Annotated in this window: 20 protein-coding genes; 10 read left to right on the top strand and 10 right to left on the bottom strand. The window is 43.8% G+C overall.

Annotated features, from left to right (window positions below; genetic code table 11):
- Window positions 1-277 precede the first annotated feature (277 nt).
- From N483_RS10850 to fabR, 8 genes are all read right to left on the bottom strand, one after another.
- Entirely contained in the window at window positions 278-988 is a 711-nt protein-coding gene (locus N483_RS10850; RefSeq protein ID WP_023401243.1) for a PKD domain-containing protein, read from the bottom strand.
- A gap of 273 nt (window positions 989-1261) precedes the next feature.
- Window positions 1262-2329, bottom strand: coding sequence for a hypothetical protein (locus tag N483_RS10845; protein WP_023401242.1), 1068 nt, complete (start codon window positions 2327-2329; stop codon window positions 1262-1264).
- Window positions 2330-2386: 57 nt separating this feature from the next.
- The gene (locus N483_RS10840) at window positions 2387-3865 is read right to left on the bottom strand and encodes a hypothetical protein (protein WP_023401241.1); all 1479 of its coding nucleotides are present in this window, start codon (window positions 3863-3865) and stop codon (window positions 2387-2389) included.
- Window positions 3866-3876: 11 nt separating this feature from the next.
- Window positions 3877-4749, bottom strand: a complete 873-nt coding sequence (locus tag N483_RS10835; RefSeq protein WP_023401240.1) for a GEVED domain-containing protein — start codon at window positions 4747-4749, stop codon at window positions 3877-3879.
- A 10-nt stretch (window positions 4750-4759) separates the two neighbouring features.
- Window positions 4760-6007 carry a hypothetical protein gene (locus N483_RS10830; protein WP_023401239.1) on the bottom strand — a complete coding sequence of 416 codons (1248 nt, stop codon included), beginning with the start codon at window positions 6005-6007 and terminating at the stop codon, window positions 4760-4762.
- 51 nt (window positions 6008-6058) lie between these two features.
- Window positions 6059-8083: a Hint domain-containing protein gene (locus tag N483_RS10825; protein WP_023401238.1), complete on the bottom strand. Its 2025-nt coding sequence runs from the start codon at window positions 8081-8083 to the stop codon at window positions 6059-6061.
- An 85-nt stretch (window positions 8084-8168) separates the two neighbouring features.
- Window positions 8169-11495 (bottom strand): M4 family metallopeptidase, encoded by a 3327-nt coding sequence (locus tag N483_RS10820; RefSeq protein ID WP_023401237.1) that lies wholly within the window; start codon window positions 11493-11495, stop codon window positions 8169-8171.
- 456 nt (window positions 11496-11951) lie between these two features.
- Complete coding sequence (fabR, locus tag N483_RS10815; RefSeq protein WP_023401236.1) at window positions 11952-12563, bottom strand: HTH-type transcriptional repressor FabR; 612 nt, start codon at window positions 12561-12563, stop codon at window positions 11952-11954.
- A 110-nt stretch (window positions 12564-12673) separates the two neighbouring features.
- On the opposite strand from fabR, the gene N483_RS10810 reads away from it, so the two are divergent.
- Both N483_RS10810 and sthA read left to right on the top strand, forming a co-directional pair.
- Entirely contained in the window at window positions 12674-13807 is a 1134-nt protein-coding gene (locus N483_RS10810; protein ID WP_023401235.1) for an acyl-CoA desaturase, read from the top strand.
- A gap of 42 nt (window positions 13808-13849) precedes the next feature.
- Complete coding sequence (gene sthA, locus N483_RS10805) at window positions 13850-15286, top strand: Si-specific NAD(P)(+) transhydrogenase (protein ID WP_023401234.1); 1437 nt, start codon at window positions 13850-13852, stop codon at window positions 15284-15286.
- A gap of 37 nt (window positions 15287-15323) precedes the next feature.
- Here sthA and N483_RS10800 read toward each other — a convergent pair whose 3' ends face one another.
- Window positions 15324-16583: a hypothetical protein gene (locus tag N483_RS10800; RefSeq protein ID WP_023401233.1), complete on the bottom strand. Its 1260-nt coding sequence runs from the start codon at window positions 16581-16583 to the stop codon at window positions 15324-15326.
- Window positions 16576-17268, bottom strand: coding sequence for a hypothetical protein (locus N483_RS10795; protein ID WP_023401232.1), 693 nt, complete (start codon window positions 17266-17268; stop codon window positions 16576-16578). Before N483_RS10795 ends, N483_RS10800 begins: the two co-directional genes overlap by 8 nt.
- A 164-nt stretch (window positions 17269-17432) precedes the next feature.
- Here N483_RS10795 and N483_RS10790 point away from each other — a divergent pair, with 164 nt between their 5' ends.
- The 8 genes from N483_RS10790 to N483_RS10755 all read left to right on the top strand — a co-directional run bounded on the left by N483_RS10790 (window position 17433) and on the right by N483_RS10755 (window position 23530).
- Window positions 17433-19493, top strand: a complete 2061-nt coding sequence (locus N483_RS10790; protein WP_023401231.1) for a glycoside hydrolase family 97 protein — start codon at window positions 17433-17435, stop codon at window positions 19491-19493.
- Window positions 19494-19810: 317 nt separating this feature from the next.
- Window positions 19811-21298: an AraC family transcriptional regulator gene (locus tag N483_RS10785; RefSeq protein ID WP_023401230.1), complete on the top strand. Its 1488-nt coding sequence runs from the start codon at window positions 19811-19813 to the stop codon at window positions 21296-21298.
- A gap of 55 nt (window positions 21299-21353) precedes the next feature.
- Complete coding sequence (locus tag N483_RS10780; RefSeq protein ID WP_023401229.1) at window positions 21354-21611, top strand: RebB family R body protein; 258 nt, start codon at window positions 21354-21356, stop codon at window positions 21609-21611.
- A 74-nt stretch (window positions 21612-21685) separates the two neighbouring features.
- Entirely contained in the window at window positions 21686-21970 is a 285-nt protein-coding gene (locus tag N483_RS10775) for a RebB family R body protein (RefSeq protein ID WP_023401228.1), read from the top strand.
- A gap of 38 nt (window positions 21971-22008) precedes the next feature.
- A complete protein-coding gene (locus N483_RS10770) occupies window positions 22009-22275 on the top strand; it encodes a RebB family R body protein (protein WP_023401227.1) in 267 nt (88 codons plus the stop codon).
- A 53-nt stretch (window positions 22276-22328) separates the two neighbouring features.
- On the top strand, window positions 22329-22598 hold the full coding sequence (locus N483_RS10765; RefSeq protein ID WP_023401226.1) for a RebB family R body protein: 270 nt from the start codon (window positions 22329-22331) through the stop codon (window positions 22596-22598).
- A gap of 103 nt (window positions 22599-22701) precedes the next feature.
- The gene (locus N483_RS10760) at window positions 22702-22995 is read left to right on the top strand and encodes a hypothetical protein (RefSeq protein ID WP_023401225.1); all 294 of its coding nucleotides are present in this window, start codon (window positions 22702-22704) and stop codon (window positions 22993-22995) included.
- 154 nt (window positions 22996-23149) lie between these two features.
- Window positions 23150-23530 carry a RebB family R body protein gene (locus tag N483_RS10755; RefSeq protein ID WP_063383343.1) on the top strand — a complete coding sequence of 127 codons (381 nt, stop codon included), beginning with the start codon at window positions 23150-23152 and terminating at the stop codon, window positions 23528-23530.
- Window positions 23531-23535: the final 5 nt, after the last annotated feature.

Raw genomic sequence — 23535 nt, 5'->3', positions numbered from 1 at the left:
TTGTCAGTAACATGATGTTTTTCATTTAGAGCAATCGTACCTGTTGATGTATTAAATATGTTTTAACATGCCTAAAAAGCTCAGATCAAGCATAAAAATTTCAACAAACCAAGTAAAACACCTAAAACAAAAAACAAAATCACCAAATAAAACCACAAATATGATTAAATAATGCAAGCAATAACCATTTGGACCTGTCCTTTACTACAAAATCACGTCACATCTGAATTAAATTTTGTACGTAAAAAAACCGCCAATTAGGGCGGTTTTTTTGTTTTTACTTACGTCTTCGACGGATTAAACACAGCAGCCAAAATAAGCTCACAATACCTAAACTCCCACCTCCACCACTGTCTCCTTCCCCATGATTTGGTGACTTGTCACTGTTGTCAGGTACTTTATTGCCATTATCTGGTGGTGTGACGCTGTTACCATCATCAGGATCTGTCCCTTTATTTCCATCATCTGGGTCAGTACCATCGCCCGGTTCTATATTGTCGCTTTCTTGAACTACCTCTAGCTCAATCTCTGTCGACTTTACAATAGTCGCGCCCCAAAGTGCATGGAGCTTCAACATATGCTTACCTGATCTCTCAAATACATATTCTAGGGCAGCTTCTTGTACGGCATCACCGAGTGATTCCTCATCTAAAAACCATTGATATTTGAGCATCTCTATAGGCTCGCTGGTTGTTAACAGTGCGGATATCTCGGTGCCTTGTTTGGCAATTATTTGCGATGGCAAGGCTATTTCCAGCGCTACTATCTTCGGCGTTACCAGATCGACAACTTGCTCGCTTTTCATCACCAAAATGCCATTTTGATAGACTTCTCTCTTGACGGTATAAATTCCGGCAGCCTTATACTGGTGTTCCGGTTCTGCAAGATTAGAGATCGTGCCATCACCAAAGTCCCAAAAGTAATCAAGCTGTGCAGCACTTAAATGGGCGGCGAACATGAACAGTAAAATGGGTAACAGCTTTTTCATATCAGTTCCTTGATATATGTATGTTTAGCGGTGCAATTGATCGCAGTTGATAAGTTGAGTGTATCTTAGCTCCTACGCAAAAGTTAACAAAACATTACGAGAAAAGCACATAAGAAACTAAAATATCCTTTATAATCATTTTTTTGTCTTAACACTCCACAAGTTAGTACGTATATAGAAAAAGACGTCCCTTCAGTGGATCCTCAACATGTTATCCAATCTAATTGAAGAGACAAAAAGATCAGCCTTAAGGCCAATCTTAAAGTGCTACATTTAAAGGCTGCTGCATTCTACTAGCCAAGGTTTCGAAAAACAGCGAGATTTAAGTAACTCGGCATCAGCAAGCTTTGCCTGCGCCTGTTCATAGCGAAGCTTTGCCAGTTCATATTCAGATTCCGTTGCTACTTGTAAAAATGCCTTAGCGCGCTCCAAATCGCGTACAGCCTGACCATAGTGACTGTCAGCTCTGCGCCAAATGGGGTCATATCCACTATTGTTTGTCGCCACCCAATCCTGCGCACCATAATGACCAGAATCTCGAAACCCTTTCACGACAAAACTGCGAGGCACTTTATCCAGTGCAGCCAAATCTTTCACCAACCCATTGCTATCAAAACTATACGCAACCAATTCATGTAGAGTTTCTAGGCAAGGGCCTATATTGCTCCCCCGGCAATAGGTTGGACGTTCATTTAACTGCTTTTGTAGCTTTTCAGGTAACGGTCCATTAGAGTTAACATCAACACTAAATACTGCACTTTCGGCATACTTTTCGATTTCTTTTACCTTAGTGATGGTCTTTTTGAAAAACAGCAAACGGATTTTTATCTTGATCACAAAACGTTTGTAATCTTCTACTGTTTTAAAGTGCAGGCGAGTATTTACGAATAAATCTCGGCCATAATTCACTTGATAAATAAAGCTGTGCCCGCAACTGGCAATATCCACACCATCGATCAGCGCTCGCTCTTCGAGCGTGCTGTATCCTTCGTTAAATTTCAAATGCAGCTGTGAAGTCAAAGACAAACTATCCGTCGCATTACGGTGTGTCATGGAAGTCGATACACTACCAGCAACAATGAATAAGTTGATCCCACCATGCACTTCACCAAAGGTACGGCGACGAATTAAGGTTTCATCCACTCTTTGAAAGTAATTTAGACTGCCTGAGAGGCTGGAATGGTATTGAACATCTCCTTGTAAACAAGGTTGTTCAATTGTGTGTGTATTTAAATTAAAGGCCTTACCTAAGTCCGCTGTTTTTGCTTTTTCACTGTAATACACCTTGCCATGAGCAACACAAGACAACAACGTGGCAAAGGCTGCCAAGTAAATTTTCATATCCGCTCCTTGAAATAGGCCGCATCGACCTGAGAGTACTATGCGGCCAAACTCAGGTTATTGAGCAAAGGCGTTGCCATAAGTGCTCAATGCGCCTTCACATAAGCGCCAATTTAAAATGCCACGCGCAGGTGCTGTAACATCAATAAAAGTTGGTGCCCATCTTAAGTTACGGAATCGCGCACTTTCCTCTTCTGTGACCACACCCGCTCTGACAGCTTCTTGTCTGGCTAACTCGCATTGCTTCCAGTCTTGTTTGTCAGTGCTAGGCAATTGAAGATCCGTGACGTTATAGCTTGCCGGGCACGCTTTACCACGCTCTACACACGCACTTTTCATCTCTTGCACTTTGTTTTCACACGCATAACCAAATGGGTTATCACGACAGAACTGTGCCGCATTAAAGAAGAACCAAGCATTGTCATAGGCAAGGTTTTTGATCCGCTCGACCGCAATGCGCTGCTGCTCCGGAAGGTATGCATAATAGCTGTTGAGCAACTTATCAGCGCGTTGTTCATCAAGGATTGCTTGCTTAAAGTCATCTTCAAGCTCACTGATCAACCACTTGGTTGCATTGCGCACAATTTGATACTCAGGCACTAAACTGCGTAGCGCCAGCGAAGAGTTTTCGTAACGCGTCGTATAATAGCGAACAACATTGTAGTCACTTAAGCTATTTAGCTGCGAATTAAACCCTGTTTTCGCATACTTGACCGCTTCATAGAACATATCAAAACAAGGCTTTGGGTTGTCCAGCGAACAGGTAATGATGTTATTTGGAATAATGCTCAGTAACTGTTTAGGATCGCCCCCTTGTTGCACTGCACGAACCGTTATTTTTACCGATGATTTGGTTTCATCCTTCAAGTATCTCAGCTGACCACCAACATTGAACACGCCACCATATAAATCGACATCTAAATAACCGCCAATATCAGATTTGTCCTTGTTACTGCCATAATCAATCTTGAGGTTTACTAGCACATTTGCGCCGTATTCAACACCCGTTACAAACTCATCACCTACCAAAGTTTGTAATTTAGTTTGATGGTTATTGGCAATATCTTGGCCCACTTGTGATAGAACATAGCCTTGGTTTTGGCTTTTTGGTAAAAATAGACGTTTTTTGGGCGTGCTTGCGGCACTGAATGTATACGAACTTGAATAGGTACTAGAGGCCATTTCTTTTGCCAAAGAAGCGCCCGCGGACACACGTACTACCGGAAAGTTCACATCAACATCAACACTACCATTTAAGGTATTGAGCATGTCGTCATAGCTCATATCAATGCCAGTTTTAAACTTCAGCTCTGTATTACCAAACGTTTCATCAATCACACCAGCTACAGGTTGCACATTTAAAAAGCGCTTTTTTTGGCTGTCGTACGCAGTGCCAATTGCAACATGGTCGTTGATCAATCCCGAGATAACCGACCCCGATAGATTTGAGCTAGAAACATCGGTAGCTTCACTTTGCGCTGCCAAACTTTGTCCAGTTAATGCCAATGCAATAACTGATAAATAAATAGGTTTCATATCATCTTTCCTTAACGAACTGTGATCAGGTAGTCTTCAACTTCGCCATACTGAATACGTCGACAAGCATTGTCGGAACCACCGCCAGCATCCAACGCGACGCGCATCAAGGTCACGCCCTCAGGAACATCCTTTGGCACATTAAACACAAACTGGAATACCCCATCAGACGCAGATGAATGCATTAGCTCATTGTTATCGAATTCGCCATTGTGGTTCCAATCAGCCCAAAGCCGTACTGCAACATAAGAGGGGTATTCAGGAATGACATTGCCAGGTGTCACGGTTACTTTTACCGCCCGATTCGCTGGTAATGTCACAACTTTCCCTGACACCACAGTGTGTTCGTGCGAGCCTGACATATGCTCAAACTCTTCAATTTTGACACCTTCAATCCACTCCCATTCGCTACCAAAGCTGGTATTTGCACAGTACTTGTGTTTTAAAACCGTCGTTTTTAAAGCCACCGCTTGATACTCTGGCGGCATCAGTATGCAGGCTTGATTTTCGCTGGTTCCTGCAGTCCACTCATAGGGGTTAGTAAAGTCTTCATTGGCAAAGGTCACATACTGCGCTTGGCCTGCGGCAATCTTAGCTTGAGATAGCCACAGCTGTTGCAGTTGCTGAAGCTTTTGCTCTTTAGGAATGATCTCTCTGGTATCAAACATTTGTTCCCACATTTCAACCAGCAGACCGTCATAACACTTTTTCATCCAAGCAAAGCGCCCTTGGGCCTCTGTGGTTGTGAGCATATCGCCCAACTCACTGTACTTGGCATTTTCAATGAGTTCATCCGCGGGGGTTTGCGCTTGCACACTTGCTGCGAGCAACGATGAGACAAGCGCGATTAAAGAAACATAATTGCTCTTAGTTAGCTTTTTCATAATGGTGTCCTTACTTTAATACATCGCTGATCGCACTATAATCTCTATAGTAAGCGAGGTTGCCAGATTCATAGTCGATGCAATAATTGCCTTCGGGATTGCGCTCACAATAGTCAACCATATCAGCAAACAAGTTTGCGTTTGCGCGGCTTGAGCTCTCGATTTGCTGTAGTTGATTTAACTGCTCTGGCGAGAATTGTGCTGCATAATAACGCTGTAGATTTTTCGCTCTGCGATAGGTCAAACGCTCTTCTATCCAACGTGCCGTCAATTCTTTTATTACCAACTTAGTTAGGTAATTTACTGGCGTATAACCCGCATCGGGGATCAACTGCTGCAGTGCGGCACCAGAATCTAAATACTTAGTGATATAGCTTTCGGTGATGTTGTAATCATCTAAAGAGTCGAACTGATTAATGTAGTCTGTTTTTAAGTAATTGACCGCCGCTTCAAACAGGTTGAAACACGGCTCAGGGTTGAGCAGCGTACAGCGCATGATGCCATTTGGAATGATGTTAAGTAGTCGGTTAGGATCTCCGCCACTTTGGTAACCACTGATAGAGATTTTGACCGATTGACGTTTTTCTTCATCAATTTTTTGTAGCTGCCCATCTACCTTAACTTTGCCGATCCAATCAACACTCAAGTAACCGCCAATTTTTCGCTTATCTTGCTCATTGCGGTATTCTATCTTCATGTTGATAACAACATTCGACCCATATGCAAAACCTTGCACAAAGCCATCACCCAAGTTGGCCGCTTTGTTGCCAGGATAAGCCTGAGCCAATTCTTTGGCTGCTTGCGTCGGTTGATAACCAGCATCGCCTGTCGGCATCAAAATACGAGACTTAGGCTTAACGGATGAATAGACACTGTAAGTGCCCGTATATCTATCCGCACTGATATCTTTCGCGTAATTTGCGCCAGCATCAACGCGAACCGCTGGGAATTTAAAACCCGCATCCACTTTGCCGTCGATCAGCTTAAGTGCCTGTTCATAACTCAGATCAACACCCACTCTAAAATCGATATTGGTATTACCAAGATGTTCAACAGCAGTCCCTTGAACTGACTGAAGACCTAGTAAAACATCCCCTTTACTTTGATAAGCCGTCCCAAGCGGCACTAGATCTATGCTCTTGGCCTCGCCAGACAACGCCTTTAATTCACTTAACGTCTTTGGGGTTTCAGATATTTGAGCAATGGCTGGAACTGCTGACAAAGCCAGCGCAAGGCTAATGAAATTGTATTTTTTCATTTGTTTTCACTCCGTGAAGAGGCCTGAGTAAGGCCTCAGCTAGTTTGTGTCCTACTTGTTGAGGCTATTAAGGTAGTCTTTGTGCCATGCTTCTGGAATGCGCTTGAGGACGTCTTGCTCTGTTTCAACAAGCTCTTCAAACTCATTGTCTGTTTGCATTGCTAAATCACCGACCTGTAGGCCATTTGCAAACATTGAGAATGTTTCACCCGGACTGTGATTTGGATCATCTGCAGTTCTGGCTAGTTTCAAGTTATAGACGTGCTCATTGTATTTCTCTTCTTTAACCTCAGTGATCAGCTCCAGCCCTGACGCCGTGCGAATACGATCACCAACTTGTACTTTATTGGCCCATGAAGATACACCCGATAGTGTAACAACTGGATGAGATTCAGTGAGTAACAGCTCTTTGCCAGATTCAGTCGTCAGCTTGATCATTGGCTGACTTTCAGAGCCGATGGAAATATCTTTAATTTCAAGTGGTATATGAACGTTTGGCGCAAACTGGCTCGCTCCCAATACCGTTTCACCAACGCTTAGCTGCTCTATCGCTAGCTCTTTGCCGTTGGCAAGCTTAATCATGGAACCTTTTGCCAAACAGCTAAATACCATTTGTAGTGGTGGGTGCTCAATATCTTTCCAAGACTGATCATCAGGCATATCCGCACTGCCAACAACGTACGAATATCTTCTGGTCATTTTGCGCGGCCCTCTGGTCTCTTCACTTTCAATTGACAAGTTCATGATCCAGTGTGCATCTTCATAACGACCATATAGTCGTGCATCGCCAAAGATCCCTTTCGATCTAGGAATGTTCCACGAAATACGCGTCATATCAAAAGTCATCGAGCCAACTTTTTTAGTAAAATATTTCAGGTTAATGTGATCAGAAAACAGATGATTTGATCCCTGATAACCACCACCAAGTGCAGTTGCACCACCAAGCTCTTTAGTTTGGATAAAGATCTCAGTGCCGTGGTATAGCTCTACCGGTCTTTCCCCTTTTGGGTTAATGGTATAAGTTGGGTTGCCATTATCGTCAAAGGTTACATTTTTAGTTGACCAATCAGGGCGATAGATCTTAGTCACACGGCCCATTACATCCCTAAATCCAGTAAATGGTACAACCGCTTTAATTTGGTCATTAGGTGTGCCGGGATCGTAATAGGCGTCAATATCACAGTCATCATATCGGCGGTTTAAACAAACTTTGATGCGGTTATTCGTTGGGTCAGCATTGTCAATTTCTTTTCTATCAACTGGCGCTGTCACCCCTTTCTCAAGTAAATTTGCACCAATCTGTGTGTAACTGCTTGCAGGCTGGATTGTCATCTCCGCTGTTGGGTCGAATACTTCCAAGCCTTGACCTTCTGGAGAGTTTCTTACGTAGCCAAGATCAGCTAGCAATGTATCTTTTGAATACTCCATGGACATTTGCTTCGTTTCAGCCACTTCAACACCGCTAGCATTGATATACGTAACGGTAACCCAAGCATTGGCAAAAATTTGTTCCGCTGCCATCAACTTAGGTAAAATATCGCTAAGCCTACCAACAGATGTAATATCCATGCGCTTCTTGGTAACGCCTTCGCCCCAATACTCAATAAAGCGCGGGATCGTAATTGGCTCGCCATGCTCATTAACCAGTGACAAGTCTAAAAAAGTATAAGTCGTCGGGGCTGTTTCACTGTTGATCGCTGAGATAATAACGTAATCATTACCGTTGGAGTCAGTGGCTGTTCTAAAGCCCATGTCAGTAAAAAAAGAGCAGACTTTTTCGTTATCGCATTCCGTGTTTGCCGGATTTGCCAAACCGGATACACTGGCAATGCCCATCTCTGATTGACTCGCTTGGTTAATTTCTGTGGTCTTTAACACATGAAACAAATGCGGACGGTTTTTTTCATTGATGCCATGTTGCGCCAAGCGCTGAGAAACCTGCTCATACGTACTGAGCGATGCGTCTGGTTGCACAATTGTCTGCAGAGTTAGGTTTTCGACGGAGATGGGGTTCGCTACAGCAACAAACGAAGCTCCTCCCAAAGCAGCAATCACTGCTAGGCTAACAAGTTTCATAAAGTTTCCTTTTAGATTAGTGATACAAGGTAGCTCGTAGGCAAAGGGACCTTTGCCTACATGACTGCGAGCGGTTAATTATTGATTAGTATTTAACTTTGATACGAAAATCATGTATTTCGCCGTAATCGAACAAACTACATGAGTCCTTTTTATAGGTATTTTCCGCGGGGTACTCTTCTAGTTTTGCACGGATATAAAAGTCTTTTGACCATTCGAGCCAAGATACTCGTGGTAATGAAATGGACTTGGTGGCTTTGATCCGGCAATGCTCACTACCTGAAATAGAGCGACACTCACTGTTGTCTAGCCAATAGCTATAGTTTGGATCATTGTCAAAGCTCGACTCTGACTCCACAAACTTGCCATCGCCATCTTTATCCAACCAAATTGTGAATCTCACGCCACGATTAGCATTCTCAAGTAGCCGCTCAGCTGTTGAACGCGGGATCAGGTTAGTGGCAATTTCTACACTTAAATTGGACCTTTGCTCCGCTTCAAAGTTTGGCGCAATAAATTTGCTATAGCCTTGAGGGTTGTGTCCTTGCGCATTGGTCAATGTCGCCAGTTCAGTAGAGTATCTGAACAACTTAATCTCATCGATAAAAAATACCCCAGCATTGGCACTGTTACTTATTTTTGCTGGACACTCATCCACTTTGGACAAGGTAATTTGGTCAAACTTGGTATCCGACTCGCTGTTGTCCGAATACCGAACTTCTAGCGACACATTAAATGTGCCACCTGCTGAAGGATAGCTAACGATACTAGGATCTTTTTCTGTACTGATTTTATTATCAAAACCGAAACGCCACAGATACTGAGCTGATTTATCGACATTGAGCTGCGAGGTATTGATAAATTTTACGCGATTATTATCAAGAGGTTGAATTTCAAAGTCTGAAATAATTGGCAAGTTTTTAGAATCAATATCTAACATCACATCCAACACTTGACCATTGTCGACCACACCACAGCCATCCCAAATATAATAGTCATATTCATTGGTCGTTAAGGCGATACGCAACACCCCTAAGCCTGATGTGGCTTTTTGGTTAACTTTGAATGATACAGAGTCACCAGTAATTTTCTGGTTGCGCAGTATTTCGTCTTCACTTTCAATCAACCCATTTTTATTGTAGTCGAAGAACACGGATACCAGCTTGCCTGTTAAATCCTGCGAAAAGTTAAGTACGTAATCACGATTTTTTGCCAGCGCACGTGGAGCTGCAAATTGTCCTGTATATCCAGCTGGTAAATCATTTATTTGATGACCACCAAAAGAGAGCGATGTACTGTGTCTAAGGTCGCTATTCGTGTATGGCGCGCAAGTTTGTGCTTTACGGCTAAAGAAGTGATTAAACGCGCTGCGAGAGGTGCCATCTGTAGTTGTGACATCAATAGAAAAACGCATTAATTTATCTTCAGTGACTACTTTTTTCCGTTTTAAAAATGGGTAGATTGCCGTATTGTCACTGCGGCGCCATTTTTCAACTTGCCCGTCACCCCAAACGATGTCGATTTGCGAAATCAAATCACTATCAAGTCGGCTTAAGTCATAGTTCACAGTATTGTAGTTTAACCACGTATCTGCATCTAACGTTGATAAACCAATTCCGGTTGAGATCCCAACGCCAGCTAAACTGTCGGAGACGTTTGCAGCAATGACTGAAGCGGGTTTATCTGCAACTGTCATATGCTCTGTCTGGTCTAATAGGCAATAGCCAAATTCATTGATTGAGATACCTGAAAACAAACATTGCGTCGCATTCGCCCGCAAAAACAGACTGTAAGCTTCTTGGATACTCCACCCATGGGTCTTAACAAGCTCGTAAAATGCTTTTCTTAATACTCCGCCATTGTCATGACCCGTTTTAGTGCTGGTGAAATCTTTCCAATGATCAATACTCCTGCCATCCCAAGACGGTAGTTCAAAATATCGTGCAGGTAGATCAGCGGCCATAACATCCCAGCCATACCACCACTTGCGATTGTTAGTGTACTGTCCAGGTTGCTCAAAAAATAAATCCAAAAATGGTTGGGATTGCGTATATGAACCGCTCGATGCATGCTGATAATAATCAAGCGCAGCAATGGCTGCGATGTCCGACATACCTTCATTGATCGCGCGGTCAATATCGCCATTGCCCAATGATGAATTCCATTGTGTAATAGCGTGTGCTGCCTCGTGGGCAACAATCCCTAGCCCAGTCAAAGAATAAAACTCATAGCCCCCATTACCTGGACCATAATTGGCGTAAGTGCCATCCCACGATGCATAGTTTGAGCCTAAGATAGTGTGTTTGTTTACTTTCTGGAGTAACGGTTTAATGCAGTAGCCTGTATCCGAGCAATCTTGCGCTTGTTCGGGAAAAATCTTTCTCAGATTTTTATGGAAAAACTGCATCACCAACCCAGCGTTAAAATGCGCTTCGTTGGCGGCACTGTAACTATAATAAGTGCCGTAAGTAGAGTCTATTTCATCTTTATTGTAATTTTCGTTATTGCTCTGACATAGATATGAAACTGGCTCAGTTTCTGAGATTTTTGCATCAAATGTCGTAACATAAGGGTTTTCTAGAATACAACGTTGTTGAGATTTCTTAATTACATAGGGGTAGCCATTAAACTCTGCAAAAATGGCATTGGCATCTAAATCTTCAAACAATAACTCTTTGCCTACTGGCGATGTATTGTCAAATTGGTAGCGCGTACAATTTTGCATACTATTGGGGCTCGGCGAATAACACACTGCGCCCAATTTGAAACTTCCCCCAATGCCACCGCCAACTTGATAGCCACTGTTTGATAAAGGGCTAGACGTGAAAGCATATTGCGTATTGTCATGTTGAGAAATCACTTTCAGATCAATTGCGCTCAATGTTAGCGTCTCATGATGGTCTTTAAACCAAGCCTCTATTTGAATAACAGGTAATAGCTGTTTATCTTGCAAAACGTACGCTTTGCGCGTCTCAATTCTTTGTGCATTTCGGACAATCTCCATTTGCTGCACCACTTGATGCAAAGCCGAATTTGTCATGCTGTAATACTGAGATGGGAGCTTCGCAACCACGCCACGTATCCATTTCCCCATTGTTTGACGAATAGAACCATCAGCATTACGTGCAATAACTAAGTTACTATCTAGGATAGGAAAATCCCCATAAAAAGCTTGATAGTGTTGGTAAACTGAAGTCGTTCCAACTGATTTCATCAACCGATATTGGATGTTGTCACCTAGGTGAGGGCTATCAACCGTAGCCTCTATTTGTGGCTTTATTGCAACGGCGCGCTCGATCTCATGCCATAGATATTGCTTGTTGTAGAGAGGCGTTGATTCTACTGAGGCAAAAGCATTAGAAACAATGAGTATACTCAATGATAGACCAAGCAAAACATCTACACGTTTCATACAATTTATCCTTTTAATTGTAGTGAGCAGAATGTTAACAATGTAACATTATTCAAGTTGTTTTGATCATATTTTATACTACAGCACTCTTTGGATGTATAGAGTAATTACATCAAAATGAGCAAAAAACATCATATATTTAATTTTTAATAAACTACAAATTAACAAAAAACAAACAAAAACACCGAAAGAAACGCAAAAAGAGCAATAGAATCGAGTTTTAAATATGGGGACGAATATGAAGATATCAGAAAATAACAATATTGCTATTATTTAAATTAACAACTGGGAGAAAGTGCTGCATTTACAGGGGATTGTACGCAAAATGACACTGTTATCCAGAGATAACAGACTGCTTACTGAATATGCCTTGATTGCAAATAAGCATTTGCATGGATATAAGCCTGCTAGGTTTTTTCACTGCCCTAGAGGCTACCCAGTCACGAGTTAACTAAATTAAGAGTGGCTCTTTTGATAACCCGCTGCACCTTTAGCAATATAGCGCAGCTGCCAGATCAATCTGGCAGTTAGCTCTGCCCGTTGCTGCTGATCCTGATCAAGCGCCTCTGCACCTGAGCTGAATACCAAAGTCACCATAGCTTCTGCCTGCATATAAGCGTGGTGCGCATCGACTTTAGTTTCAGATTCTAAATAGTGAGCTAACTCCAATATAAAATGCTTGATCTCCCTAGCTACAGCAGCACGAAATGCAGGAGATGTGCCAGACCGTTCTCTGAGCAACAGTCTAAATTGGTTGCTAGACGTTTCGATAAACTCCATAAAAGTCTGCACAGACGTATCAATAACACTACCACCACTGGCAATGCGTCTTCGTGCTTGGCGCATTAGCTGTCTTAGTGTTAGTCCCGCTTCATCGACTAGAGTCAGCCCTAACTCATTCATATCCTTAAAATGACGATAGAAAGACGTAGGCGCAATCCCCGCTTCTCGTGCCACTTCACGTAAGCTCAAGTTAGAAAAGCTATGCTCGGCACTGAGCTGATTGAATGCAGCCTCAATCAGTGCTTGTCGAGTTTTTTGTTTTTGTTGTGCACGCACACCTGACATCAATGCCCCCTACTTTATTTACCTCAATACGCTATTTGGGCAGTCTAATACTTGACGGCACAAGAATGAAATACTATTTTAGCGTACAAGTGTACGCTGAGATTTTAAAAATGAAAAAACCGCCTATTATTTGGACTAATTTAATATTCTTTAGTCTGTCTTTTTTAGCCGCCGTCACGCTAGTACCTTGGTACGGCTATGAATACGGTTATACGCTCACCCATTGGGTCGCATTTATCGCATGTATGTTTTACGCAGGCATGTCGATCACCGCTGGTTATCACCGCCTTTGGGCACATAAAGCCTATGAAACACATCCCGTGATCCAGGTTATTTTTGCACTTGGTGGTGCATTTGCGCTGCAAAATAGCATCTTGCACTGGAGCAGTGATCATCGTGTACATCACGGTCAAGTCGATGATCCAGTAAAAGACCCGTATGCCGCAACACGCGGCTTTTGGTATAGCCATATAGGTTGGATGCTGCGTGATTACCAAGGTGACAACTATGGCGACTACAGCAATGCACGAGACCTCCAGCGTAATAAGATCGTTATGTGGCAACACAAGCACTACCTCAAATTGGTTCTACTCACCAACATTGGTATTCCACTACTACTTGGCTTAGCACTCGGTGATATTTTTGGCATGTTGTTGCTTGCCGGTGTATTGCGTTTAGTTTTGTCACAACACTTTACTTTTTTCATTAACTCGCTGGCACACATTTGGGGCAGCCGCCCTTATACCGAAAAAAATACCGCCCGAGATAATGGTTTCTTAGCTTTGCTCACATATGGTGAGGGCTATCATAACTTCCACCATATTTTCGCCAGTGACTACCGCAATGGGATCCGCTGGTACCACTACGATCCAACCAAGTGGATGATTGGTGTTTTATCTTACCTAGGCCTTGCCAGTAAGTTAAAACGTACACCAGTAGAGCGCATTGAAAAAGCCAAAGCAGAAACCTTGTTGAATAAAACGAAAGTTACGCTTGCAAAATTGCCTTTAGCACAAGATAAGCTTACATTGTTACAGCAAGAATATGATTTGCTTTTGAAAAAGTTACAGAATTTTTGTGCAATTCAAAAGCAATTACTCGAAGCTAAAAAACATGCCGTTTTAGAACAGTGTGAACAATCAGCACTGCACAAACAATATTCTGAGTTAGAGCAGGCTTGGCATACACAAAAGCAGGCATGGTTGGCATTAAACTCGAGGCTGTTAAAAGGCGCGACAAGCTAACGCACCTAAACGGCCTCCCAATTGAGCAAGTAAGGCGAGGCCGTGACTAAATCCAAACAACAACCCAGTGAGCAACCACCGCAATCATTTCAGTATGACGCCATCATCATAGGAACTGGCCCCGGTGGCGAAGGGGCTGCGATGAACTTATCAAAGAGTCAGCGCAAAGTTGCCGTGATAGAAAAGCAAACCGCGGTTGGTGGCGGATGTGTTCACTGGGGCACTATTCCTTCAAAAGCACTTAGACATTCCGTTAGCCGTTTAATTGAGTACAAGGCTAATCCCCTATATCGATTTACTGAACGTCCTAAGCGATTAACCTTTCAGGATATTTTAAATCATGCCAGTGACGTTATTGGCAAACAATCTTCACTGCGATCCAGCTTTTACGACAGAAATCGCATTCACCTTTTCCAAGGTGAAGCCAGTTTTATCGATGCTAATACGGTCCGAGTGACTCATCTGGATGGCTCGCAAGATGTGCTTACTGCAAAGACCATTGTGATTGCCACAGGCTCTAGACCATACCGTCCACCTGAGATTAACTTTGATCATCCGAGGGTGTATGACAGCGATACAATTTTACGTCTGGAACACAACCCACAACGGGTGATCGTATACGGCGCGGGTGTAATTGGCTGTGAATATGCGTCTATCTTTAAAGGTTTAGGAGCTAAAGTAGACTTGATCAATACACGAGATCGACTTCTTTCCTTTATGGATGATGAAATATCAGATGCACTGAGCTATCACTTTTGGAACAGCGGTATTGTGATCCGTCACAATGAAGAGTTTGCCAAAGTAGAAACCAGTGACAAAGGCGTCATTCTTCACCTTCAGTCAGGTAAAAAAGTGAAAGCCGATTGTATCCTATGGGCCAATGGTAGAACAGGTAATACCGATAGTTTAAACCTCGAGGCTGTAGGCCTTAAAGCCGATGGGCGCGGTCAATTACGAGTCAATGAATACTACCAAACACAAGTTGAAAACATCTACGCGGTGGGCGATGTAATTGGCTACCCAAGTCTTGCCAGTGCGGCATTCGATCAAGGTCGAATTGCAGCCAATGCAATTGCCAATGGACAGTGTGATGAGCGCTTAATCACCGACATCCCAACTGGAATTTATACCATTCCAGAAATGAGTTCAGTCGGCAAGACGGAACAAGAGCTCACAGCCGCCAAAATACCTTATGAAGTTGGCAGAGCTCAGTTTAAACACCTTGCGCGGGCACAAATTGCCAGCACAGAAGTGGGCAGTTTAAAAATCTTGTTTCACACAAAAACCAAAGAAATATTGGGTATTCATTGCTTTGGTGAGCGTGCTTCCGAGATTGTCCACATTGGCCAAGCCATTATGGAGCAAAAAGGAGAAGGCAATAACGTCGAGTATTTCGTCAATACCACCTTCAACTACCCTACCATGGCAGAAGCCTACCGAGTTGCAGCGCTAAACGGTCTTAACAGACTCTGTGACTAGCTAACGTGTGTTGCGGCTGAAATCAATCAGCCGCAAATTAAAAGCGATACTCCCCGCTCACCCGCCATAGTTGTTCAATTTGGCGAGTTGGCAAGTTATCGTCGGCACGATTAGCCACTTTGGTTTCTAAATACTGAAATTCAGCGCCAATTCGCCAGCTCTCTGAGAACCGCCATTTAACCGTTGCTGTGATAGCGCCGCCATCACTGTCATTGGGATCAAAGACCCAATGATCCATATCTTTGACTTTAAACTGTTCGATGCGACCGCTCACTCGAAGCGCTTGCCAGCGGTGTGTCAATAAGACAAATTGACTGTCAAAATCATTGTCTACACCCCGAGAAAACCCCATCGCCGTATTGCCAGACATGGCTTGTGCTATAACATGAGTGCGTTTTGTGATCTTATATTTATAGGCAAGGCTCCAAAACTTTGTATCCCATGCATATTGTCCGGTATGGTAATTAACCACCCCAGGATCACCATTATTATCGTACCAATAGGCACGTAAATCGTGACGGTTTTGATAGCTCCAATGCGCACCAACATAATAGCCAAAGCGCCCATCAATTTCGGTAAAAGGCTCTATTTGCCATGCCTGTTTGCGTAGCTGAGGCGCTCTAAACCCTGCCGTTGGTCTTAAGGCCAAAGCTTCATTGAATACGGACTGCCTATCGTGTGGCGCAAAACCACGCCATGCCAACACCGCTCCCAATGGGTCATTGCCTTTATAAACGCCCGCCAACCACTGCCAATTGTGCGCACTCGGTTTGTCTAATCGTTTCCCGTTGCGTTTCACACTGGCCTCTAAGCCAAACGCTCTAAGTTCTTCACCAAGCCAAGCATTTAACGCGGAATAACTATAATTATAGGGTGACGACCATCCAATATCGGGGTTTTCCAACGACATCTTTGGATAAAAACCACCAACACGTAATTGTGGCTGATAAGCCCCTCTTGTCACGGGTTTATACTCGGCAAAAAGCTCCGTAAAACCCACTTTTTCATCAGGGTCTGGTACGTACTGTAAGCTACTGTGCGCCGACCAACTAGATCCTATTTCAAAGCGGGACTGCACCAAGGCTCTGCTAATTTTGACCCCATCCTCACCTTGGCCAAAACGGTTCACCGATGCGCCTCTGGAATACCAAGACGGGTAGTCACTCGCAGATTGCCAGCTTGCTTGAACGACCCCTTTATGTTGCGCAGCATAACTTTGACAAGAAACACCAGCAAGGCCAGCTACCAGTGCGCACAGAGACGGAATGACAAAGATATTTTTTGTGCTGTTATTCATAATCATCAAACTCATCTGAAAAATCTTCTTTCAGTTCAAACAGTGACTGATTGAGCTGATAGCTTAAGGTATATGTATTTGGCAGCGATTTTAGTTGCTTGCGCTCTGGCTGATCCAAATTGGCGAACCCTTCATGCCACACATTAATGGCCAAACCTGATTGCAACTGTTCTGGCATATCTATGACAGCTTTACCTTGCTCATCCGTCACCGCAAAATAGGTCGAATCGACCACCAGAATGTAGCCCAGCATCCAATCATGGATGTTGCACCCTAGTTCGACCACACCGGTATTGCCAAAGGTTAAAGACTGTGGATTATCGCGGTATAACTTAAACTCAAACGGTTGTGCGGCTGAAAAAGAATAGACATGATGCAAAATCGAGTCGTAGTTTGGAAAGGAGACCTCTGCACCTTTTGGCACAACTAAGATATGCGGTGTGAATGCCCGATCTTTTTGCCCCATTTTATAGCTCTGCTTGAGCGTGTTTTGGTTCAAAGTAAGTTGTTTACTCTCGAACCACACCACAGCTTCTTTCACTGGCTTCCCATCCGTGCCTGTAATGTTTAGCGTCAATGGCTTTGCCACCCCCATTGAAGACATCAAACAAGCACTTAGGGCCACTCCGTATCGCCACCTAGCACGCTTTGTTATTGCTTTATTTACTTGCTGCTGAAATTGCATTGAGCACAATCCTTATCTGGCCTTATTTTTCATTTGAGTATAGACCGGACGACGCAAATTATGCATTCATCGCATTTTAAATTTGAATACGTATGCAAACCATTCAGAGAGGCAAAATTAGTCCGTAAGCTAACCATAACCAGTTGCCTATATGGGAAAAAAACATGCGCTATTCAAGTTCACTTTGCTCTACCATAGGTTTCGTTGCCAGCTTACTGTCATTGACATCCACTGTGCACGCAGCCAGCTTTAAAGTCTCTTCACCAGATCAACAACTCACCGTGACCATTAGTGACGACGGTTCTCAGCCAAAGTACCAAGTCGCTTTCAAAGGACACACGGTGATCAACCCATCCACGCTTGGATTTGACTTTGCCAGAGCACCATCAATGAGAGACAGCTTGTATATCAGTGCTGTTGAGCGCCAATCACACAATGACACTTGGCAACAACCTTGGGGTGAAGCCCGCACGATTGTTGATCACCACAATGAGCTGTTGGTCACTTTTGCCGATAAACGTGAAAAAAACACACAATACCGAGTTCGGATCCGTACTTTTAATGATGGGCTAGGTTTTCGCTACGAAGTTGACAAAGAGGAAGCGAGGTATATCACCCGGGAACTTACGGAGTTTAGTGTCGCCGACAGCAGTGAAAGCCAAGCTTGGTGGATCCCTGCGAGGGGCTGGAATCGCTATGAGTATACTTATAACACCACACCACTGCACGATGCAGCACATGTCCATACACCGTTTACATTTAAAAATAAACGTGGTGTGCATCTGAGCATCCATGAAGCCGCTTTGGTTGACTACGCAGGCATGACGCTAAATCAACGCAGGCCAGGCACATTTATCAGTGATCTCACACCATGGTCAGATGGTATTGCGGTCAAAACCAACGGCCGATTCAAGTCCCCATGGCGAACAATTCAAGTGGGAGAGCACGCTACCGACTTACTCAACTCCCACCTTATTCTGAACCTCAATGAGCCAAATAAGCTGGGCGATGTTTCTTGGGTAGAACCGGGAAAATATACCGGTATCTGGTGGGGCATGCACATAGGGAAACACACTTGGGGGAGCGGCGAAAAACACGGCGCAACCACCGAACGTACTAAAGAGTATTTGAGCTTTGCCGCTGAGCATGGCTTTGACGGGGTCTTAGTCGAAGGTTGGAATACAGGTTGGGATGGCGACTGGTTCTTTAATGGCGATGTATTTAGCTTTACCGAGCCATACCCTGACTTTGATTTTAATGCCATTAAAGCACATGCCGAAAAAGTCGGTGCGCGCCTTATCGGCCATCATGAAACATCCGGCAACGTCAGCAACTATCGCAACCAAATGGATGCAGCATTTAATTTGTATGCGCAAAATGGGGTCAGCCAAATTAAAACCGGATATGTCGCAGATGGCGGCAATATCAAACGCATTGATGAACGTGGACACGCCCGGTTTGAATGGCACGATGGTCAGTTTATGGTCAATGAATATCTCGATAACGTGAAGCTCGCAGCAAAATACAAACTCAGTATCAATACTCATGAACCGATTAAGGATACAGGCCTTCGCCGTACGTACCCCAATTGGCTAACCCGCGAAGGGGCTCGAGGCCAAGAGTTTAATGCCTGGGGTACCCCTCCAAATCCACCAGAACACACTACGATGTTAGCGTTTACCCGCATGCTGTCTGGACCTATGGATTTTACGCCAGGTATATTTGACATGAGTTTTAATGGTCTAGGCGACAAAACAAATCGTCCACAGACGACGCTAGCAAAGCAACTGGCACTCTATGTTGTGTTGTATAGTCCGGTACAAATGGCGGCGGATCTACCTGAAAACTACCTTGCAAAACCTGATGCCTTTCGGTTTATCAAAGACGTCCCAACCGATTGGGAAAACAGTATCGCTTTGGCTGGTGAGGTTGGCGACTATGTGGTCTTTGCAAGGCAAGAGCGCGCGCGTGGAAAGTACACTGGTAAAGACTGGTATTTAGGCGCCATCACTGATGAGCATGCGCGAGATATCAAAGTCAAATTAGACTTTTTAGCAGCAGATCAGCGCTACGAAGCACAAATCTACCAAGATGGTAAAAATGCCAACTGGCAGCAGAACCCTTACGCATTAGACATCCAAAAACAAATCGTCACAGCCGAAGATACCCTGTCATTACAACTGGCTACCAGTGGAGGCACGGCAATACGATTTAAAGCCCTGTAACATACCAAGAGAGTAGGAGATACCTACTCTCTTGCCTTTCTTTACAAGTGTCCAGATCAGATCTATAACTAAGCTAACTTGCTGCATTAAAGTCAAAAATAACACCATAATTACACCTAGAATTAACCTTCACGTAATAATATGTAATTAATAGTTCGTAATATACCCCGATTGAAAACTAATAAAATTCCTTAAGTTGTATCCACGGCCTTAATTCACCTTGTTTGTAAATTTCCAATATGCAAAACACCAAATATGGTTGTTTCGCTTAGAAAGGATATTCGCTAGACAAAAGTTATATTGCTTTGGAGTCAACGATGAATGAATCAACAACACCCATAATGTCGCCCACAGATGCGATAAAAAAACAGTTACCACTAACTCAGTCACTGACACGCTACTTAAATACACGGTGCTCTGAAAGTGTGCTAAAACAGCTTTCATTAGAAGTGGAAGACTCATCTCAACAAGTTAAAACACATATATTTTTCGACCAAGAGCACCATCGACCAACCAGTGCGCGAAGCTACCCGATTGTTTACCAAAGAAAGCGTATCGGTGCACTCAATTTGTTAAAGCACGCAGATCTGCCAGGTACATCACCATCCGAATTAACGAATTTATCTGATCAGATAGGTATACTCGTAAAACGCAATGCTATTCAAACCTTGTCACATCAATATTTGGGTAAAAGTGCCTCGTTGCAGGGTTACAGTGATCAAATTTTGAATTTGGAAAAAACTATTGAGCGTATAGCTGCTAAATTATGCCCCGTATTCATACAAGCAGAGTCTGGCTCTGAGGTCATTGACGTTGCCTGCTCAATTCACTTTAGCAGCTACGCCAAACACCACCCATTTTATGAAATTGACTGTGCAAGTTGCGATGAAGAAGACTTTGCAAAAAAACTGCACCACATCAACTCTTCGATGAATCAAGGCTGCATATTCTTCAGCCACATTGATGCCCTCTCGGTTTCCCAGCAAAAGTACTTATTAGAGCAACTGACCACACAGAGCAATAACGCCACCAGCTATACCAGCAAAATTGATTTACAGCGCGTGCGCGTGATCAGCGCAAGTGAGCAAGACATCCAAGCAATGGTGGACAATGAACAGTTTTTACCCAGCCTGTGGCATAAACTCAACTTTTTTAACCTCAATATCCCACCGCTGCGCGAGCGACCTGAAGATATTCAAGAAATGGTTGAACAGCTATCTGAACTCTATCAACTCAGCCCTGAGCAGCACCTCACAGAACAAGCAAAATTGATGTTAAAAAACTACCGCTGGCCCAACAATGTTGCGGAGCTCGAAAAAGTATTGCTACGCGCATTTACTTTGGCCCAAGAAAACAACATAGGTGAGCAAACGCTGGCCACGATTTACCCTCAATTGGCTGCGGCCACTGACTATAGCCTTTCAAATAAACAGTGTGTTGACCATCTATTGGTGGGCAATTTAACCCCTTTTCAGAAATATCACCCCAGCTTACAAAAGGCACTCTCTTTTATCATGCAAAACTGGCAACGTGATATTTCTCTAAAGGAGTTATCGGCCAATGCGTTTGTAAGCCCTTCTCATTTATCTTATTTATTCAAACGTGCGCTTCAGCGCAGCTTTAAACAAATCCTTGCCGAGCTGCGGATCCGAAAAGCATGTGAACTCATTGAGCACAACCCCAACCTCAGGATCACCGATCTATGCATGGAAGTAGGCTTTGGTGATTTAAGCCACTTTGAAAAAATCTTTCGCCGTTATACCAACATGTCACCGCGCGAATACAAAAAAAAGTATCAACCGTAAGAGCCCAATTTACCCCTAATTTTCAATCTTTTGAGCCGATTAATCAGGCTTGTTAATGCCTAAACTGGCTGTATTGAAAACGACGGGTAACACCATGGCAGACATTGCAGCACTAGAACAATTGAATGAGTTGGTAGCACAGCAAGCCCCGGGAATATCTAGGGATATGTTATTGCAGGCCACCGCTCAATCATTGGGTAATGCCGCACATAATGCCACGCTCGCACAGCACCAGCACAATGCCATTATCAAGACAAATACTGCATTGGCCAGTGAAATGTTGCTGAGCATGGGTCCCAAAGCGTCGAAATAGTTTTTACCAGTCAATCTGGATAAAACACACCGCCTTATATAAGGCGAACAACTAACCAATAGAAGGAAAACACTATGGCAGCAGCACCAAGTGCAGCAGGTGGTGTAAACGCCCAAGTGACAGATTCTGTCACTCAGGTTAACACCAGTGTCACAGGCTCTACGCCTGCATCAGGTACGGGCAACCTACTTCTGTCAACAAGTCACGCATTGGGCACCGCAGCGCTTAACGCAACGACAGGTAATCAGCAAGCAGGGATCACAATGCAAGCAGCTACTGTACAGGGCATCAACTCTTTGATGTCAACTGGTACAGCGGTTGTTGGACGTGGTACAGCAGAAATTCTTAGCAAAGGCTAATCCAGCCGATTAATTAACTATCCAATGAGGAAAAAATCATGGCAGATACAGTAAACGCAGCAATCACAGATTCAGTAACTCAAGTAAATACTAAAGTAGTTGGTGAAACACCAGCAATGGCAATGGGCAACCTGTTAATGTCCACCAGCCAAGCTTTAAGTAATGCTGCTCACAACGCAACTTCAGCACAACAACAAGCACAAATCACAATGCAAGCTGCAACTGTGCAGGGCGTTAACTCACTTATGTCTATCGGCAGCTCAGTGGTTGGTCGTAGCGCTGAAGGTATCATCGAGAAAGGCTAATCCCCCTAATCTTAACCTTTATTTCTAATTTAAAATATTAACAGGAGTCAATCATGGCAGATGCAGTTAATGCACAAGTAACCGACTCGGTTACTCAGGTAAATACCAAAGTGGTTGGTGAAACACCAGCTATGGCAATGGGCAACCTACTCATGTCTACCAGCCAAGCGTTAGGCAATGCAGCACACAACGCAACAGCAGCACAACAACAAGCTGCTATCACTATGCAAGCTGCAACAGTACAAGGTGTTAACTCACTTATGTCTATCGGTAGTTCAGTGATCGGCCGCAGTGCAGAAGAAATCATTGAGCCTGACGCTTAATTGAATTCAGACGACTTGAACACAGGATACTGATCCACTATCCCAACCAAGCTCTTAGTGATGAATTCAGCGCTAAGAGCTTTTTTATTGTTTGGAGCTAACTATGGAAAACCTCAACAGTGCACCTGACGCGGCGGAGTCCGCTGTGCAGAGCGCACAGCAGTCCATCGCACAGTCCACTGCATTAGCCTTGTCGGATGCGACCGACAACCTTAGAAATCTCAATACATTGAGCACCACAGCTATCGGTGTAGCCCTGTCTCAATATATTGAAACTGGAGATGAAAAATTTTCCAAGATAATTGAAGATGCACAGTCAATCGTCAGTCGAGGAGCTGATAACTTCAGTGCAGTTGGAGAAAAAATTGCCACCGTTCTACATGAAAATCAAGAATAACAGCAGCCTTGGGGGCGTGCCCCCAAAATCCTAAAAAAGCCCGGATCAAATCTCACTTTACCCGATTTTAAAACGGCCATACCTCGTATTCTAGGTTGCATTAATTGCTCAGTTGTTGAGCAACTAACCAGTTTGAATTCACGAGGAGATAATCATGAGTGAGCAAGACAAAGACAGTGTGCCCTTTTCGCAACAAGCGACCAGCATGACTGAAACCACGTTAGCTGAAACGCTCGGGCTATCCATGCACAACGCCGTAACCAGTCAGCAGCATGCCCAAATGACCACCGCGGCGTCCATTACAAATGCATGTGCCAGACTACTCAAGACACCAGGTACGCCCCCCGCTCCCGGCAATAACAAAGCACCAGCTGATGAGGAAGGTGATGAAGTGATGATTGCCGAACCAGCAGAGGCTGAGCCGAGTAAAAAGGAGAAAAAGCCCCGTTTTAACCTTTTCCGTTTTGGAAAAAATAAAAAAACACAAGCAGCTGATCCCCCACCAAAAACCGATGACTCAACAGAGACGGAGTAAATACC

The organism is Pseudoalteromonas luteoviolacea NCIMB 1944, assembly GCF_001625565.1.
Lineage (GTDB): Bacteria > Pseudomonadota > Gammaproteobacteria > Enterobacterales > Alteromonadaceae > Pseudoalteromonas > Pseudoalteromonas luteoviolacea_F.
The sequence above is the reverse complement of the archived record's forward strand: the minus strand, read 5'-3'. Positions and strand labels throughout refer to the sequence as shown.